This is a genomic window from Rathayibacter sp. Leaf299 (assembly GCF_001423055.1).
Lineage (GTDB): Bacteria > Actinomycetota > Actinomycetes > Actinomycetales > Microbacteriaceae > Rathayibacter > Rathayibacter caricis.
Genome location: NZ_LMNT01000002.1, coordinates 789,457 through 802,884 on the forward strand (window position 1 = coordinate 789,457; position 13,428 = coordinate 802,884).

Consider the following 13,428-nt stretch of genomic DNA (forward strand, 5'->3'; position numbering starts at 1 on the left):
GCCGCTCCCTGGGCGGCGGCCCTCGTCGTCGCTAGGCTTCACCTGAGTTCAGAGTCGCACTCGAAAGGGCGTCCATGTCCGCATTCTTCCAGTGGCTGGCGAGCATCCCCCCGCTCGCGCAGATCCCGATCATCCTCCTCGCGTTCGCGGCAGTCGTCGCGATCATCCTGTTCTTCGTCGAGATCGCGCCCCGGCGCGGCACCGGCTACACGGTCCTGCGTCTCGCGGTCACCGTGCTCCTGCCGGTCGTGCTGCTCCTCGCGTTCGGCCTCTACAACTCGGTCATGTGGGTCGCGGTCGTCGCCGCGGTGCTGGGCGGGATCCTGTTCCTGCTCGACTTCCGGTCCCGCAAAGGCGCGGGCTACGGGCTCCAGCTGGTCGCGTTCATGGCTCCGGCCGCGTTCTTCATCCTGATCGGCCTGATCTACCCGACGATCACGACGGCGCTGAACGCGTTCATGAAGAACGACGGATCCGGCTTCGCCGGGCTCGACAACTTCATCTGGGTCTTCACCAGCCCCGACGGCGTGACGGCGTTCTTGAACACCGTGGTCTGGGTGCTCCTCGCCCCGATCACCGCGACGGCCATCGGCCTCGCGTACGCCGTGTTCATCGACAAGAGCCGCGGCGAGAAGTTCTTCAAGCTGCTGGTCTTCATGCCGATGGCGATCTCGTTCGTCGGCGCCTCGATCATCTTCAAGTTCTTCTACGACGTGCGCCAGGGCGAGCAGATCGGTGTTCTCAACGGCATCCTGACCGCGTTCGGCGCCACTCCGGTCGACTGGCTGGGCCTGGAGCCGTGGAACACGCTCTTCCTGGTCGTCGTGCTCATCTGGACGCAGGCCGGCTTCGCGATGACGGTGCTCTCCGCCGCCATCAAGGGCGTCCCGTCCGAGCAGCTCGAAGCGGCGTCGCTCGACGGCACCAACGCCTGGCAGTCGTTCTGGAACGTCACGGTGCCGGGCATCCGCTCCTCGATCGTCGTGGTCCTGACGACCATCTCGATCGCCTCCCTCAAGGTCTTCGACATCGTCTCGGCGATGACCGGCGGCCGCTCCGACACGACGGTCCTGGCCTTCGAGATGGTGCGCCAGTTCCAGCTCGGAGCCCGCAGCGGCTACAGCGCGGCCCTCGCGGTCATCCTGTTCCTGCTCGTGCTGCCGATCGTCGTCTACAACGCCCGCCAGCTCGCCAAGCAGAGGGAGATCCGATGAGCGTCACGCCCACTCCGATCCAGGTCCCGGTCGACCGCACCACCGAACGGCGCCTCGCCCGCGGGGAGTCGAAGATCGAGACGGCCAGCGGCAAGGTCCGCAAGGCGACCACCTCGCGCGGAGCGACCCTCGCGGCCGCGATCATCGCGGCGATCTGGACGATCCCGACCCTCGGGCTGTTCATCTCGTCGTTCCGCCCCGCGAACGACATCAAGACGACCGGCTGGTGGACGATCTTCGCCAACCCCGGCTTCACGCTCGACAACTACGCGAACGCCATCAACTCGGGCGACAGCCTGACGTTGGGCAAGGCGTTCGTGAACTCGCTCGTCATCACGCTGCCCGCGGCGCTGATCCCGATCACGATCGCGAGCCTCGCGGCCTACGCGTTCGCCTGGATCGACTTCAAGGGCCGCAACACGCTCTTCGTGCTCGTGTTCTCGCTCCAGATCGTGCCCATCCAGATGGCACTCGTGCCGCTGCTCCAGCTGTTCTCGGACGGACTGCGCATCGGCAACCTCTACATCCTCCCCGGGCTCGGGGTGAACGGGTTGGACGGCTCGTACGCGAAGGTGTGGATCGCGCACACGATCTTCGCGTTGCCGCTCGCGATCTTCATGCTGCACAACTTCATCTCCGAGATCCCCGGCGAGGTCATCGAGGCGGCGCGCGTGGACGGAGCCGGCCACGGCCAGATCTTCTTCCGCATCGTCCTGCCGCTCTCGGTGCCGGCGATCGCCTCCTTCGGCATCTTCCAGTTCCTGTGGGTGTGGAACGACCTGCTGGTCGCGACCGTCTTCACCTCCGGGCAGGGGCTGCCGATCACGAAGGCGCTGCAGGACCTCTCGGGCTCCTACGGGCAGTCGTGGGAGCTGCTCACGGCGGGCGCGTTCATCTCGATCATCGTGCCGCTCATCGTGTTCTTCGCCCTCCAGCGGTTCTTCGTCCGCGGCCTGCTCGCCGGCGCGACCAAGGGCTGAGCGACCCGCGGCACCGCGATCCGCGGCGTTGTCGTCGTCGGCAGTAGCTCCGCTACAGCTCTCCTCCTCCGCCTTGCGCCTCACGGCACCGCGCGTCGCTCCACGGCCCGGGACTCCTGCTCAGCAGGGGCCCCGGGCCGTTCGGCGTTCCGCGCAGTTCAGGCGCAGCCGCAAGCACGGATCCGCCCTGGGCGGAAGCGGGAGAAGGTGTCGGCGGCCGGGGTTATGGTCGAGCGATGAGCAGGATGGGCGACGTGGCGGCGAGCGGCGGCATGCGCCCGGGAGCGGTGCGCGGGAGGATCTCGAGCAGCGATCCCGACAGCCAGCGGCGGCAGAACGAGGAGGCCCCGCGGGTCGAGCACCTGCTGCGGCGCATCGCGGATCTGTTCCGCGCGCACCGCGCCAAGCTGACGCTCACGGTCGCGCTCGTCCTCGTCGGCGCCGCCCTCACGGTCGTGCCGCCGCTGCTCACCCAGCTCGCCTTCGACCGCGGCCTGTTCCCGCCCGACGGCACTCCGAACCTCCCGGTCCTGCTCGAGCTCGTCGGCATCATGGTGCTGGTCTGGGTGCTGTCGGCGGTCCTCGGCGTCTGGCAGACGCTGCTGACCGCCACGGTGGGCAACTCCGTGATGGGCGAGCTGCGCATCCGCCTCTTCCGCCACCTGCAGGCGATGGAGCTCGGCTTCTTCACCCGCACGCGCACCGGAGTGATCCAGTCGCGCCTCGCGAACGACGTCGGCGGGGTCGCCTCCGTGCTGACCAACACGGTGTCGAGCGTGCTCGGCAACACGGTCACCGTGATCGCGGCCGTCGTGGCGATGCTGCTGCTGTCGTGGCAGATGACGATCGTCGCGCTCGTGCTCATGCCCGTCCTCGTCGTGGCTCAGCGCCGCGTCGGTCAGGTGCGCGCGCGCATCGCGACGAAGACGCAGGAATCGCTGTCCGAGATGACCGCGATCACCCAGGAGACGCTGAGCGTCTCCGGCATCCTGCTGGCGAAGAGCTTCGGGCGGCAGGAGTCGGAGGTGTCGCGCTACGCCGACGAGAACGGCCGGCAGATCGATCTGCAGGTGCGCCAGCAGATGTCCGGCCAGTGGTTCTTCGCGACGGTGCAGATCTTCCTCTCGGTGATCCCCGTCGTCGTGTACCTCGCCGCCGCGTGGCTGATCCTCGGCGGCACCACGGTCACCGCGGGCACGGTCGTCGCGTTCACGACCGTGCAGGCCAGGCTGATGTGGCCGCTCCTGGGACTCATGCGGGTCGCCCTCGACCTCCAGACGGCCGGTGCGCTCTTCGCCCGCATCTTCGAGTACCTCGACCTGCGGCCCGCGATCACCGACCGCGCTGACGCCCGCGACGTCGACGGGGAGCTCGGCCGCGTCGAGCTCGACGACGTCGTGTTCCGCTACCCCGATCAGAGCGAGGAGGTGCGGCCGACCCTCGACCACGTCTCCGTCTCGATCGCTCCGGGCCAGTTCGTCGCGTTCGTCGGCCCCTCCGGTGCGGGCAAGACGACGATCTCGTACCTCGTGCCCCGCCTGTACGACGTGACCGGCGGCGCGGTGCGCTTCGCCGGCACCGACGTGCGCGAGCTGCGCCAGGAGTCGCTCGTCTCGCACATCGGCATCGTCAGCCAGGAGACGTACCTCTTCCACGCGACGATCGGCGACAATCTGCGCTACGCCCGCCCCGACGCGACCCAGGAGGAGCTCGAGTCGGCTGCTCGCGCCGCCAACATCCACGACACGATCGTCTCGTTCCCCGGCGGCTACGACACCCTCGTGGGCGAGCGCGGCTACCGCCTCTCGGGCGGCGAGAAGCAGCGGCTCGCCATCGCGCGCGTCCTGCTGAAGGACCCGGCCGTCCTCATCCTCGACGAGGCGACGAGCGCCCTCGACACCGTCTCGGAGCGGATCGTGCAGGCCGCCCTCGACGACGCGTCGCGCGGCCGGACGACCATCGCGATCGCCCACCGCCTCTCGACGGTCGTCTCGGCCGACGTCATCCACGTGGTCGCCGCGGGCCGCATCGTCGAGTCGGGGACGCACCGGGAGCTGCTCGCGCTCGACGGGCTCTACGCCTCCCTCTACGCCCAGCAGGCCGAGTCGTCCGTCACGGCCTGAGGGGGATCCGGCGTCAGGCGGCCGGGCGGGCCTCGAGCATCTGCTCCATCAGCGAGATCTCGGCCTCCTGCGCTTTCACGACGGAGGTGGCGAAGTCGGTTGCGACGCGGTCGCGGCTGCGCGCGAGCAGCGCCTCCGCCATGTCGATCGCTCCGCGGTGGTGCGCGATCATCAGCTCGAGGAACATGCGGTCGAGGTCGCGGCCGGACGACGCAGTGAGCGCGCGGATCTGATCGGGGGTCGCCAGGCCGGGCATGCTCGAGGGGACGACGCCCTCCTCGGTGCCCATGCCCATCGACGAGTGCTCGTCGGCGGCGCCCTCGAGGGTCGGCCGGCCCATCCAGGTCATCGACGGCTCGGGGGAGGCCTGGGGCAGGTCCCACGAGACGAGCCAGCCGAAGAGCTGGCCGGCCTGCTGCTGCTGCGTGAGCAGGATGTCGGTCGAGATCGTCAGGACCTCGCCGTCGGTGCTGCGCTCGTGCGCGATCAGCGCCAGCTCGGCGCCCTGGAGGTGGTGCACCTGCATGTCGCGGGCGAATCCGGCCTCGGCGCTCGTCGAGGACGGGGTCGCCGTCGGCGCGAACGGTGCGAGCGCTCCGACGACGTAGCCGCCGGCGACGCCCAGGAGGAGGGCGACGACGGCGACCGCGGCGACGAGGACGCGGCCTCGGGTGCTGCCCGCCGCCATCACTGCTTGCCGGGGGCGTCGATGCCCCCGGTGCAGGGCGCTCCGGGCTCGGGGGCGGTCGACGCCTGCCAGAAGCGCTCGACGAAGGCGTCGATGCGCGGGTCCTCGGGCGAGTCGATCGCGACCTGGGCGTCCCAGGCGCTGAGCACGATCGGCGACTCGAGGCCCTCGTAGGGCGAGACGACGGTGTAGGTGTCGGGGAGCGCCGCGATCAGCGAGTCGACCTCGCTCTGGGGGAGGGAGGGGTCGTAGGTCGCCCACACGGCGCCGTGCTCGAGGTCGTGCACCGCGTTCTCGTTCGGGACGGGCTGGTCGTAGACGCCGCAGTTCATCCAGACGGCGTTGTGCGGGCCTCCCGCCGGGGGCGTCTGCGGGTACTCGACGGCGCCGGTGACGTGGTCGGCGTCGTTCTCGAAGGTCTGCAGGCCGTCGATGTTGCGCGCCTCGACGATCTGCTGGTTGCCGATCACGGTGACGGCCACGATGCCGCCGATCGCGAGGATCGCGAGGGCCGAGAGCGAGACGATCCAGATGCGGCCGCTCTTCTTCTTGCGGGCCTGCTCGCGCTTGTAGGCCTCGACCTTCTCCTGGCGGGCGCGGTTCTTGGCGGACATCGTGTCTTTGGGCACGGCGGCGTTCTCTCGTTCCATCCGGGGGCGGTCGCGCCGTCGCGCGGCGCAGGCGCCCTGAGAGGCGCTCTCAGAGGATAACGAGAGAGGCTCCGGATCGGATCAACGCGAACGGCACGGGGTTCGGCCGGGAGGGTCAGCCCGCGAAGGTGAGCCACAGCAGCAGTGCGTTGAGCACGATGAGGAACACCGCCGCGAGCACCGCCCCGAGCGTCGTGAACCAGCGGTTCGCCTGGTCGCCCATCAGCCGGCGGTCGCGCGTCAGGACAACCAGCGGCACCAGCGCGAACGGGATGCCGAACGACAGCACCACCTGGCTGAGCACGAGCGCGCGGGTCGGGTCGAAGCCCACGGCGAGCACGACGAGCGCCGGGATCAGCGTCACGAGCCGCCGGGTGACGAGCGGCACCCGCACGTGCAGCAGACCGTGCATGATCTCGGCTCCGGCGTAGGCGCCGACCGACGTCGAGGCGAGCCCGGAGGCGAGGAGGCCGACCGCGAACAGGGTCGCGATCACAGGGCCCAGCGCCGCTCCGATGGCCGCGTGCGCCCCCTCGAGGCTGTCGGTGCCGGCGACGCCCGCGAGCGAGTGGGCGGCGAGGAGGAGGATCGCGAGGTTCACGGTGCCGGCGATCGCGAGCGCGACGGTGACGTCGATCCGAGTGGCCGTGAGGATCCTCCGGCGGGCGCCGACACCGTCGACCCGGCCGAAGCGATCGCGGGCGAGGGCCGAGTGGGCGTAGATGGCATGCGGCATGACGGTCGCGCCGAGGATCGACGCGGCGAGCAGCACCGACTCCGAGCCCTCGAAGCGCGGCACGAGCCCCGCGACGGCCGAGCCGGCGTCGGGCGGATCGACGACGACCCCGATCGTGAAGCCGACGGCGATGACGACCATGAGCGCCGTGATGACGCGCTCGAACGGCCGCGCGCCTCCGCGGGTCTGGATGAGCAGGAGCGCGAGCGACACCGCGCCGGTCACCAGGCCGCCGGCGAGCAGCGGCAGCCCGAACAGGAGGTTCAGCGCGATCGCGCCGCCGATCACCTCGGCCAGGTCGGTCGCCATCGCGACGACCTCGGCCTGCACCCAGTAGGCCCGGCGGCCCCAGCGGCCGCGGAGCCGGTCGCCGAGCAGCTCGGGGAGGCTGCGGCCGGTCATCAGGCCGAGCTTGGCAGAGAGGTACTGGATCAGCCACGCCATCAGGTTGCCCAGGACCACCACCCAGACGAGGAGGTAGCCGAAGCGGGCGCCGGCCGTCATGTTGCTGGCGACGTTGCCGGGATCGAGGTAGGCGACTCCGGCGACCATGGCGGGTCCGAGCAGGCGCAGGAGCCGGCCGTCGGTGCCGCGCCGCGGAACGGCGGCGATCGGAGTGGTCATGCTGGTCCGTTCCGCGCGTCTCGGGGGGCGTCTCGAGCGGGCGTCGAGACGGCCGCGGACCCCCACGATAGGGCAGCACGAGCACCCGCGTCACGGGGCTCGCGCGGGTTCCCGGCGGCGGTTCAGGGGCTCCCGTCACATGCCGAACAGCGGTTGCTACGCTTTTCCCATGACCCTCGATCGAGCCCTGCCAGCACGCCCGGAGACCGGGATGGCCTACGCCGACTCGGTGCTGGACCTCATCGGGGACACCCCCCTCGTGAAGCTCGGACCGGTCGCGTCCGGAGTGCGGGCCACCGTGCTCGTGAAGGTGGAGTACCTCAACCCCGGCGGGTCCTCGAAGGACCGCATCGCCACCCGCATCATCGACGCGGCCGAGCGCGACGGCCTGCTGAAGCCCGGCGGCACGATCGTCGAGCCCACGAGCGGCAACACGGGTGTCGGCCTGGCGCTCGTCGCCCAGCAGCGCGGCTACCGCTGCGTCTTCGTGCTGCCCGACAAGGTCGGCGAGGACAAGCGCAACGTGCTCACGGCCTACGGGGCCGAGATCGTCGTCACTCCGACGGCCGTCGAGCCGGACGACCCCGACTCCTACTACTCCGTCTCGGACCGCCTCGCCCGCGAGATCCCCGGCGCCTTCAAGCCCAACCAGTACGCGAACCTCAACGGGCCGCTCAGCCACTACGAGACCACCGGCCCCGAGATCTGGCGCGACACCGCCGGCCGCATCACCCACTTCGTCGCCGGAGTGGGCACGGGCGGCACCATCAGCGGCACCGGCCGGTATCTCAAGGAGGTGTCGGACGGCCGCGTGCAGATCATCGGCGCCGACCCCGAGGGCTCGGTCTACTCGGGCGGCGGCGGGCGTCCCTACCTCACCGAGGGCGTCGGCGAGGACTTCTGGCCCAGCGCCTACGACCCGAGCGTGGTCGACGGCATCATCGCCTCCAGCGACGCCGAGTCGTTCGCGATGACCCGCCGGCTCGCCCGCGAGGAGGGGCTGCTCGTGGGCGGCTCGAGCGGCCTGGCCGTGTCGGTCGCGCTCAAGGCGGCCGCCGACCTCGGTCCCGACGACGTGGTCGTCGTGCTGCTGCCCGACGGCGGCCGCGGCTACCTCGGCAAGATCTTCAACGACCGGTGGATGCGCTCCTACGGGTTCCTCGAGCACCGCGAGGAGAGCACCGTCCGCGACGTCCTGCGCGCCCGCGCCGCGAATCCGCAGACCGGCGAGTTGCCCGACCTCGTGCACGCGCATCCGAGCGACACCGTGCGCGACGCGATCGAGATCATGACGACGTACGGCGTCTCGCAGCTGCCGGTGCTCTCGGCCGAGCCGCCCGTCGTGATGGGCGAGGTCGTCGGAGCGGTCGACGAGCGCGAGCTGCTCGACCGCGTCTTCAGCGGCGCCGCCTCCATGACCGACCCGCTCGGCCCCTCCGCCGGCGACCCGCTGACCCTGATCGGGCTCGGCGAGAGCGTCTCGGCCGCCCGCGCCGCGCTCACCGATCGCAGCGCCCTCCTCGTCACCGACGAGGGCAAGCCCGTCGCGGTCATCACGCGGCAGGACCTCCTGTCGTTCGCCAGCGCGTGACCGGCGCACCCCCCTCCCCGACTCCTCTCGACCCGGAAAGCACGCTCATGCCCAAGAAGCAGCACTTCGACACCCGCGCCATCCACGCCGGACAGGAGTTCGACCCCACCACCGGCGCCGTCGTGCCGCCCGTCTACATGACGTCGACCTTCGTCCAGGACGGCATCGGAGGGTTCCGCGGCGGCTACGAGTACGCCCGCTCGGCGAACCCGACGCGCGACTCCCTGCAGGAGCTCATCGCCTCGATCGAGGGCGCCGACGTCGCCTACTCCTTCGCGTCGGGCCTCGCGGCCGAGGACACCCTGCTCCGCGCCGCGCTCGCCCCGGGCGACCACATCGTGCTCGGCAACGACGCGTACGGCGGGAGCCACCGGCTGATCGACCGCGTGCACGCCGCGTGGGGCATCCGCAACACCGCCGTCGACATGTCGAACCTGCGCGAGGTGCAGCGTGCGATCGTCCCCGGCGAGACGAAGATGCTGTGGGTCGAGACCCCGTCGAACCCGCTGATGACCATCAGCGACATCGCGGAGCTGGCAGACCTGGCGCACGCGCACGACCTGATCGTCGTCGTCGACAACACCTTCGCCTCCTCCGCTCTGCAGCAGCCGCTGGCGCTGGGCGCCGACGTGGTCGTGCACTCGACCACGAAGTACCTCGGCGGCCACTCGGACGTCGTGGGCGGCGCGCTCGCGCTGCGCTCGGGACCCCTCGCCGAGAAGATCGGGTTCCTGCAGTTCGCGGTCGGAGCGATCTCGAGCCCGATGGACGCGTGGCTGACCGTGCGCGGCATCAAGACGCTCGCGATCCGGATGGAGCGGCACTCGGCCAACGCGCAGAAGGTCGCGGAGTTCCTCGCGGAGCACCCGGCGGTCACGGCCGTGCACTATCCGGGACTGCCGACGCACCCGGGCCACGAGCTGGCGAAGCGCCAGATGTCGGGGTTCGGCGGCATGCTGTCGGTCGAGCTCGCGACGCCCCGCGCCGCGCGGAAGTTCGCCGAGTCGACCGAGCTGTTCCAGCTCGCCGAGTCGCTGGGAGGCGTGGAGTCGCTGATCGGCTACCCGAGCGAGATGACGCACGCGTCGGTCAAGGGCACTCCGCTCGAGGTGTCGGAGTCGCTGGTGCGGCTCTCGGTGGGCATCGAGGACGCCGACGACCTGATCGCGGACCTGTCGGCGGCGCTGCCCAAGCGCTGACCCCGGGGCGCCCGGTCTGTGGCCCGAAGGCGCGGGGGAGTGGCAGGAAGTAGTGCGACGGCGAGATCCGGCCACTGCGAGGATCGGCGCATGACCTCCTCCCCGCGCCGCTTCGTCGACCTCAGCCACACCGTCTCGGACGGCCTCGTCACCTACCCGGGGCTGCCCGCGCCGCGCATCCGGCCGCACCTGACCCGCGAGGCCTCGCGCGCCTCCTACGCCCCGGGTACGGAGTTCGCGCTGGACGTCATCGAGATGATCGGCAACACCGGCACCTACCTCGACAGCCCGTTCCACCGCTACGACGGGGGCACGGACCTCGCGGGCCTCGATCTCGCCACGCTCGTCGACCTCCCGGCGCTCGTGGTGACCGCGCGCGGCGACAGGGCCGTCGGGGCGGCGGCGTTCGCCGGACTCGACGTGCGCGGTGCGGCCGTGCTGCTCTCGACGGGCTGGGACGCGCACTTCGCCACCGCGGAGTACGCGCGCGACGCTCCGTTCCTCACCGAGGACGGTGCGCGGGCGCTCGTGGACGGCGGCGCGGTGCTCGTCGGCATCGACTCGCTGAACATCGACGACACCCAGGGCACCGGGACGCGCCCGGCCCACTCCCTCCTCCTGGGGGCCGGCGTGCACGTCGTCGAGCACCTCGCGGGCCTCGGCGAGCTGCCCGCCTCCGGGGCGCGCTTCACCGCGGTTCCGCCGAAGGTGAGCGGCTTCGGGACCTTCCCGGTGCGCGCGTTCGCCGTGGTCGACGGGGCCTGACCGCCCCGAGGCCCGCCGACGGCTCCCGTTATCCTGGAGCGATGCATCCCGCCCTCGCCGCGCTCGGCCGCCGAGTACGACCTCGCACCCGGCTCGCCGCGCTGGGTCGGAGGGTGCGCCCGAGGACCCGCCTCCTGGCGCTCTCCCGCCGGATCCGGGCCGTGCCGCGCGGGCTCCGCGAGCGCCGAGCGGCGGTCGTCGCCGCGCGTCCGATCGACCACCCCGCCTCGCTCGCGTTCCGGCTCGAGCTGCTGGCGCTGGACCTCGCGAACCGCTTCTCGCGCCGATCCGTCGTCGACCCCGACGGCGAGGTCGTGGTCACCATGACCACGCACGGCGAGCGCATCCGACGCGTGCACGTGGCCCTCGAGTCCATCGCCCGCGGCGACGCCCGGCCCGCCCGACTGGTGCTGTGGCTCGACGACCCGGCGCTCGCCGCCGACCTCCCGCCGGCGCTCCAGCGGCTGCGCCGTCGGGGCCTCGAGGTGCGGCTGGTGGACGGCTACCGGGTGCACACCAAGTACTACCCGCACCTGCTCTCGGGCCGCGCGGGCGAGCGCGACCTGGTCACCTCGGACGACGACATCGTCTACCCGCGCACGTGGCTGCGGGGCCTGCTCGACGCCCGCTCCCGCTACCCGCGGGAGACGGTGCTCTGCTACCGCGCGCACCGCGTGGGCCTCGTCGACGGAGCGGTCGCGCCGTACACGAGCTGGCGCCCGGTCGAGGACACCCGCGCGTCCTTCGACGTGTTCGGCACCTCCGTCTCGGGCCAGCTGTTCCCGAGCGCACTGATGGAGGAGGTCGCGCGGCACGGCGACGCGTTCCGCGAGACCGCTCCCGACGCCGACGACATCTGGCTGCACGTGCGCGCCGTCGACGCCGGCTACCGCATCGCCCAGATCGAGCCCCGTGCTCAGCTGTTCCCCTTCGTCCCGCGCACCCAGCAGACCGGCCTCTACCTCGTGAACTACTGGGACGGCGGCAACGACCGTCAGGCCCGTGCGAGCTACACGGAGGCGGTCACCGCCCGGATCCGCGAGGACGCGACTCCCGATCGGCAGGTGCCCTCCGCATGACCACCGACAGCATGACCACCGAGACTGCGCCGCTGCGGCTCCTCTTCCTCAGCAACCTCTACCCGCCGCAGGTGCTCGGCGGCTACGAGATGACCTGCGCGCGGGTCGCCGAGGCGATGGCGGAGCGCGGCCACACCGTGCGGGTCCTGACCACGCCCACCTACCTCCCGCCCGAGCCCTCCGGCGTCGAGGTGCACCGCACGCTGAGCCTGCGCACGTACTTCCCGCTGCCGCGGACGGGCGGCGAGATCGCCCAGCTGATGCACCACGAGAGCGCGGTGTCGCGGTTCGAGAACACGCGGATCCTGCTCGAGGAGCTGCGCGACTTCGCTCCGACGCACGTCGTCGCCTTCAACCTGATCGGGCTGGGCGGGCTCGCGCTGATCGACCTGCTGCGCGCGGTCGACGCGAGCTGGATGTGGAACCTGGGCGACCGGGTGCCGAACCAGCTCGTCGACGGACTGCCCGAGCGGGTGCTCGCCGTCTACGGAGCGGACGATCCGCTGCACTTCGCGCGCGGCGAGATCGTGGCGGTCAGCTCGGCCCTGGTCGAGGCGATCGAGGCCGGCGGACGGCCGCTCGGCGACGTCGAGGTGATCGGCCGCGGAGTGAGTGTGCCGCCGGACACCGGCGCCGAGCGCACCTACCGCGACGGCGGGATCACGCGCTTCACCTTCGCCGCGTCGCTCGGCGAGCACAAGGGCGTCGACCTGGTGCTCGAGGCGGCCGCGGCGCTGGCCGCTGAGACGCGCGACTTCCGGGTCGACCTGTATGGCGACGGCGACGTCGAGGGCTACCGCGCCCGGGCCGCCGAGGCGGGACTCGACGGCGTCGTCGAGTTCCACGGCGCCCGCCCGCGCGAGGAGGTGCTCGCCGCGCACGGCCGGGCCGACGCGTTCCTGTTCCCGACCTGGTCGGGCGAGGCGTTCGGCGTCGCTCCCGTCGAGGCGGCCGCCGCGGGCTGCGTGCCGATCGTCACCGGGACGAGCGGAGTGGCCGAGTTCCTGATCGACGGAGTGGACTGCCTCAAGATCACCCGCTCGGCCGACTCCCTGCTCGCCGCGATGCGCGACGTGGTCACGGGAGCCGTCGACCTGGAGGCCCTCGGCCGCCGCGGACGGGCGACGGCGCGCGGTCCGCTCTCGTTCGAGCGGTCGGTCGAGCTGATCGAGCGCTCGCTCGTGCGCCGCACCAGGCCGGGCGACCTCGCGGAGCGCACCGCCGACACCGGCCTCGAGGCCGCCATCATGGACAAGGACCGCCGGGCGATGGATCTGCTTCACCGCCGGCTCTCCGGACGGGACGACGACGATGACCAGTGACGACCAGTACCGGGACGCCCCCGGCTCGGTGCCGACGAAGCTCGGCCGGGGCGGACTCGCCCTGCGCGAGGCCGTGCACCGCCTCGTGGCGCCGTACTTCGAGCAGGCGCGCCTGCGCACCGAGGAGGTCCGCGCCGAGACGGCCGCGCTGCGGGACGAGCTGGCGGCGGTCCGGAGCGAGCTCGGCGGGCTCCGTGACGAGCTCGCCGCGTTGCGGGCCTCCTCCGACGATCTCGGCGGTGCTCTCGCCGAGGCGCGGAGCTCCGCGGACGAGGCGGCCGAGGAGCAGGCTCGACGCCACGATGCGAGCGAGCGTGGCGCGGCCGAGATCGAGGAGCGGCTCCGCGGTGCGGAGCTCGAGCTGCGCGCGGTGACCCGCCGTCTGGCCGACGCGGTCGACGTCGGCCTGTGAGGCTCCGCGCCGGTCGTGCGACCGATCGTGACCGCAGGCTTGTGA

The 13,428-nt window shown here is 71.7% G+C and carries 12 protein-coding genes; 9 read left to right on the plus strand and 3 right to left on the minus strand.

All coding sequences use genetic code 11. The features are described 5' to 3' along the window. Positions 1-74: 74 nt before the first annotated feature. The 3 genes from ASF48_RS10975 (at position 75) to ASF48_RS10985 (ending at position 4,317) form a co-directional block, all read left to right on the plus strand. A complete protein-coding gene (locus tag ASF48_RS10975; protein ID WP_055791034.1) occupies positions 75-1,214 on the plus strand; it encodes a carbohydrate ABC transporter permease in 1,140 nt (379 codons plus the stop codon). Further along, positions 1,211-2,194, plus strand: coding sequence for a carbohydrate ABC transporter permease (locus tag ASF48_RS10980; protein WP_055791037.1), 984 nt, complete (start codon positions 1,211-1,213; stop codon positions 2,192-2,194). Before ASF48_RS10975 ends, ASF48_RS10980 begins: the two co-directional genes overlap by 4 nt. Before the next feature lie 245 nt (positions 2,195-2,439). Then, positions 2,440-4,317, plus strand: coding sequence for an ABC transporter ATP-binding protein (locus ASF48_RS10985; RefSeq protein WP_055791040.1), 1,878 nt, complete (start codon positions 2,440-2,442; stop codon positions 4,315-4,317). Positions 4,318-4,330: 13 nt separating this feature from the next. On the opposite strand, the gene ASF48_RS10990 is transcribed toward ASF48_RS10985, so the two are convergent. From ASF48_RS10990 to ASF48_RS11000, 3 genes are all read right to left on the minus strand, one after another. Beyond that, the gene (locus tag ASF48_RS10990) at positions 4,331-5,005 is read right to left on the minus strand and encodes a DUF305 domain-containing protein (protein WP_055791043.1); all 675 of its coding nucleotides are present in this window, start codon (positions 5,003-5,005) and stop codon (positions 4,331-4,333) included. Next, on the minus strand, positions 5,005-5,634 hold the full coding sequence (locus ASF48_RS10995; protein ID WP_230673588.1) for a DUF3105 domain-containing protein: 630 nt from the start codon (positions 5,632-5,634) through the stop codon (positions 5,005-5,007). The genes ASF48_RS10990 and ASF48_RS10995 overlap by 1 nt, the downstream gene beginning before the upstream one ends. Before the next feature lie 136 nt (positions 5,635-5,770). Continuing rightward, positions 5,771-7,015 carry an Nramp family divalent metal transporter gene (locus ASF48_RS11000; protein WP_055791048.1) on the minus strand — a complete coding sequence of 415 codons (1,245 nt, stop codon included), beginning with the start codon at positions 7,013-7,015 and terminating at the stop codon, positions 5,771-5,773. Between the two features lie 211 nt (positions 7,016-7,226). Here ASF48_RS11000 and ASF48_RS11005 point away from each other — a divergent pair, with 211 nt between their 5' ends. The 6 genes from ASF48_RS11005 (at position 7,227) to ASF48_RS11030 (ending at position 13,383) form a co-directional block, all read left to right on the plus strand. After that, entirely contained in the window at positions 7,227-8,606 is a 1,380-nt protein-coding gene (locus tag ASF48_RS11005) for a cystathionine beta-synthase (protein WP_055791051.1), read from the plus strand. A 47-nt stretch (positions 8,607-8,653) separates the two neighbouring features. Continuing rightward, on the plus strand, positions 8,654-9,805 hold the full coding sequence (locus ASF48_RS11010; protein WP_055791053.1) for a cystathionine gamma-synthase: 1,152 nt from the start codon (positions 8,654-8,656) through the stop codon (positions 9,803-9,805). A 90-nt stretch (positions 9,806-9,895) separates the two neighbouring features. Beyond that, complete coding sequence (locus tag ASF48_RS11015; RefSeq protein ID WP_055791056.1) at positions 9,896-10,570, plus strand: cyclase family protein; 675 nt, start codon at positions 9,896-9,898, stop codon at positions 10,568-10,570. A 41-nt stretch (positions 10,571-10,611) separates the two neighbouring features. Next, the gene (locus ASF48_RS11020) at positions 10,612-11,649 is read left to right on the plus strand and encodes a glycosyltransferase (protein WP_157603147.1); all 1,038 of its coding nucleotides are present in this window, start codon (positions 10,612-10,614) and stop codon (positions 11,647-11,649) included. After that, entirely contained in the window at positions 11,646-12,971 is a 1,326-nt protein-coding gene (locus ASF48_RS11025; protein WP_055791062.1) for a glycosyltransferase family 4 protein, read from the plus strand. Before ASF48_RS11020 ends, ASF48_RS11025 begins: the two co-directional genes overlap by 4 nt. Then, positions 12,961-13,383: a hypothetical protein gene (locus ASF48_RS11030; protein ID WP_055791065.1), complete on the plus strand. Its 423-nt coding sequence runs from the start codon at positions 12,961-12,963 to the stop codon at positions 13,381-13,383. Before ASF48_RS11025 ends, ASF48_RS11030 begins: the two co-directional genes overlap by 11 nt. The last annotated feature ends 45 nt before the right edge of the window (positions 13,384-13,428 follow it).

Coding starts and splice junctions, on each gene's coding strand:
- ASF48_RS10975 (WP_055791034.1), top strand. CDS start 75: ATGTCCGCATTCTTCCAGTGGCTGGCGAGCATCCCCCCGCTCGCGCAG.
- ASF48_RS10980 (WP_055791037.1), top strand. CDS start 1,211: ATGAGCGTCACGCCCACTCCGATCCAGGTCCCGGTCGACCGCACCACC.
- ASF48_RS10985 (WP_055791040.1), top strand. CDS start 2,440: ATGGGCGACGTGGCGGCGAGCGGCGGCATGCGCCCGGGAGCGGTGCGC.
- ASF48_RS10990 (WP_055791043.1), bottom strand. CDS start 5,005: ATGGCGGCGGGCAGCACCCGAGGCCGCGTCCTCGTCGCCGCGGTCGCC.
- ASF48_RS11000 (WP_055791048.1), bottom strand. CDS start 7,015: ATGACCACTCCGATCGCCGCCGTTCCGCGGCGCGGCACCGACGGCCGG.
- ASF48_RS11005 (WP_055791051.1), top strand. CDS start 7,227: ATGGCCTACGCCGACTCGGTGCTGGACCTCATCGGGGACACCCCCCTC.
- ASF48_RS11010 (WP_055791053.1), top strand. CDS start 8,654: ATGCCCAAGAAGCAGCACTTCGACACCCGCGCCATCCACGCCGGACAG.
- ASF48_RS11015 (WP_055791056.1), top strand. CDS start 9,896: ATGACCTCCTCCCCGCGCCGCTTCGTCGACCTCAGCCACACCGTCTCG.
- ASF48_RS11020 (WP_157603147.1), top strand. CDS start 10,612: ATGCATCCCGCCCTCGCCGCGCTCGGCCGCCGAGTACGACCTCGCACC.
- ASF48_RS11025 (WP_055791062.1), top strand. CDS start 11,646: ATGACCACCGACAGCATGACCACCGAGACTGCGCCGCTGCGGCTCCTC.
- ASF48_RS11030 (WP_055791065.1), top strand. CDS start 12,961: ATGACCAGTGACGACCAGTACCGGGACGCCCCCGGCTCGGTGCCGACG.